Genomic DNA, 3,010 nt, shown 5'->3' with positions numbered 1-3,010 from the left:
AGCCCTTGCCGGTCAGGCCAAAACGACTGGCGCACCGACCCCACCGCGCCGAATGCACTTTCCTCATCCCGCCCGTGAGCAACAGCCGCCTCTCGGCAGACCCGCCAGCTCACGCCCACCATGGCGCGCGTTCAGCGGTGGCCATCTTCAAAGACTCGGACAAGATGGTGAGACAAAGTCCGTCTCGCCGTCTCGTCCCATCGCAGTTCAGGGATCCGTGCCGATGACAACTTCGGCGAGAACCTACACACGCGAGCATCGACAAGGGTCTGAACCCAGCGACTGCAACACCCTTCTCGCGGCAGAAGCGGACGTCGCTCTGCGGGGCAGTGTTGAGACTGCCGGCGTCGGGCCGTTGACTATGGCGTTTCGCCAGTCACCATGTCGTCCAGCATGCAGAGGGTGCCGTCCAGGCCGGGATTGTGGACCAGGATCAGTCGTCGGAGCCGCGGCCAGGCGGCTCGAGTGATGGGCCCATCGAGTGGCGTTGACGCCGATTGCCACAGTGGGACGGGGTTCTTGAACACGAGGGCGGGGTGCAGCAAGTGGCCGTCGTAGCCGGCGATGGCGACGAGGCAGTCCCAGTGACCCCCGGTCCGGAGCAGCAACGTCGTGCCGGTGGGCAGAGTCGAGGCGTCCATGGCCGCTGGACGCATCGAGGTGGTGGCCCACCCGCGTACCGCTGCTCCGACGTGCCCGTCCGTCCGGGTCATCACCAGGGGCGGGCCAAGTGCGCGAGACCGTTGCGTGTCGGGCATCTCCTCACCCTATGGCTCGGCCATCGACGCGGCAGCAGTCCCCTGTCACGCCCCGGATGCGGCAGAAGGGGACGTGATGACGTCAGCCGCGCTGCTGCCGCCGCCTCCACCCCTGCATGGCCGTCCAAGCGAGCGAGAACGCCAGAGCCCAGGCCGCGATATAGCCCAGGGTGTTGTGGCTTGGGAACCACTCCATCTGACTCAGCAGCCAGCCGAGCACGACCAATGTGATGAAGAGCAGCAGCCCCTGAACGGCCACCGGTAGAGAGTTCCTGTTGGTCTTCCCATGTTCAGTCATTGCAGCCCCCTGGAGATCCGGATACCCAGCACGCTACCGATGTCGGAAGTGCCCTGAAGGCTGCCCGGGTACATCCGGACCCCTTGGTCCGCACATCGGCAGTTGCGGACGTTCGCGCTACCTGGATGCAGGTTCCGTCGGCGACGGATCACGAGGATTCGGACAGCTTCGGTGAGACACACCCGGTCTCACTCAGATGTCGCATGCCTGGTCACACGGGTGCGTCCATGACAAGTTCGGCGAGAACCTACACCCCGCGTCGGTGTCGGTGTCGGATCCCACTTGGCGTGTCCGCGTTCCACACGGCGTGTCCGCAGGGGCCGACCCAGGAGTGCTGCCCCAAACACGCGCGGCTGGATGGGCCCGACGGGTGGGGCATCCGAGCCTGCCTCCCCTCGCGGCCTCGGATGCCCCCGCCAGGGATCTTCTCGTTGGCGCGTGGCGCGCCGGAGGTCAGCTATCCCCACAGCCACCGGAGGCCAGTCGTGGGCATCGTCGAGGTCCGTGTCGACGAGCGTGGGGCCGGGACGTCTACGACGGCCGTCTGCAGCCTGGGGCGGCCCAAGACCTTGCTCATGTCGGGCTCACTCAGAAGGATCGACTCCATGACCGACCCGAGGGGCGCTGGGGGCGCCGGCCGCGGGGCGGATGACTGGCGGTCACGCGCTGAACGTCTTCAGATCGTGCGTGAGCAGGCGCGCGGGATGCGCCGCGAGCCAGCCGACCGGCGGCACCTGGCGGGGCTTGCTGTGGCTACGGCGGCATGGGCCGTCGTCGTCATCTGGATGGTCGCCGATCTGCCCGACCGCGTCCCGCAGCACTTGCTATCCATGACGTTCGACGACGTCGCCACCCTGCGCGCGGCCCACCGCCCTGGCGGAGTGCGCAGTCCAGCTGAGCTCTGGATCGGGGGTTCCCTGTTCCTGGTCGCGGTGGCGGTGTGGCTGATCCGTCGCGCCCGTAGCGACCGGTACAGCCCCCACGACGACCTCGACTGAGCACCGTTCCAGCGTTCCAGCGGCCTGTCCCGTTCCGGGGTTAGTGGAGGCTCGGTTCTGACGCCTCTACGGTAGCCGGGGCGGGGTTCTGGGCGTAGTAGGTGGTCTCGTACTCGACGGGTGGGACCGGGCCGATCTGTCCGTGCAGGCGTCGGTGGTTGTACCCGTCGATGTACTCGGCCACGGCGATCTCTAGGTCGTCGATGGTCTTCCAGGGACCGCGGTTTCGGACGAGCTCGGCCTTGAAGATCGAGTTGAATGCTTCGGCCATCGCGTTGTCGTAGGAGTCGCCCGTCGATCCGACCGAGGCGACCGCGCCGACCTCGGCAAGGCGTTGGGTGTAGCGGATGGCGACGTATTGAACTCCCTTGTCCGAGTGCGCGATCACGCCCGTCGTGGGCTGCCCGGCGCGGTCGCGGGTCCACAACCCCATCTCGAGGGCGTCCAACGCGAGGTCGGTGCGCAAGCTGGTCGACAGCTGCCAGCCCACGACTCTGCGCGAGTACACGTCCAGCATGAATGCCGCGTACGCCCACCCGGCGAACGTCCGGCAATAGGTGATGTCCGCGACCCACACCCTGTTGGGGGCTGGCGCGACGAAGCGGCGCTGCAGCAGGTCGGGCCGGTCATCGGGCCCTCGTCCGGTGATCGTCGTGCGCGGTCCCTTGGCCCGACTGATCCCGCGCAACCCCTGGGCACGCATGAGCCGGTGGACCGTGCAGCGGGCGATGCGGTGCCCGTCGCGATTCAGCGCGGCGTGGACCTTACGAACCCCGTACACGCCGTAGTTCCTCTCGTGCACCGCATTGATCGCAGCAACGTGTTTCGCGTCGCTGGCCGCGCGTCTGGACGGCGGACGGTTCCTTGCGGCGTAATAGGTGCTCGGGGCGATCGCCAGGCCTGCCTCACGCAGGACCCGACAGATCGGCTCGACCCCGAACCGCTCACGGTGCTCG

The 3,010-nt window shown here is 67.5% G+C and carries 3 protein-coding genes; 1 reads left to right on the top strand and 2 read right to left on the bottom strand.

All coding sequences use genetic code 11. The features are described from left to right. Positions 1-840 precede the first annotated feature (840 nt). Complete coding sequence (locus tag MOPEL_RS17550) at positions 841-1,017, bottom strand: hypothetical protein (protein WP_169316271.1); 177 nt, start codon at positions 1,015-1,017, stop codon at positions 841-843. A gap of 644 nt (positions 1,018-1,661) precedes the next feature. Here MOPEL_RS17550 and MOPEL_RS17545 point away from each other — a divergent pair. Continuing rightward, positions 1,662-2,054, top strand: a complete 393-nt coding sequence (locus MOPEL_RS17545) for a hypothetical protein (RefSeq protein WP_009481409.1) — start codon at positions 1,662-1,664, stop codon at positions 2,052-2,054. A gap of 40 nt (positions 2,055-2,094) precedes the next feature. On the opposite strand, the gene MOPEL_RS03145 is transcribed toward MOPEL_RS17545, so the two are convergent. Then, positions 2,095-3,010: IS3 family transposase (locus tag MOPEL_RS03145; protein WP_009481408.1), on the bottom strand; the 916-nt coding region annotated here is incomplete at its 5' end.

The sequence above is a fragment of the Mobilicoccus pelagius NBRC 104925 genome (assembly GCF_000247995.1).
Lineage (GTDB): Bacteria > Actinomycetota > Actinomycetes > Actinomycetales > Dermatophilaceae > Mobilicoccus > Mobilicoccus pelagius.
This window is presented reverse-complemented; position numbering and strand designations above follow the sequence as displayed.

Bases quoted from the DNA above. Each gene is read 5' to 3' on its own strand.
- MOPEL_RS17545 (WP_009481409.1), top strand. From the start codon at position 1,662: ATGACCGACCCGAGGGGCGCTGGGGGCGCCGGCCGCGGGGCGGATGAC.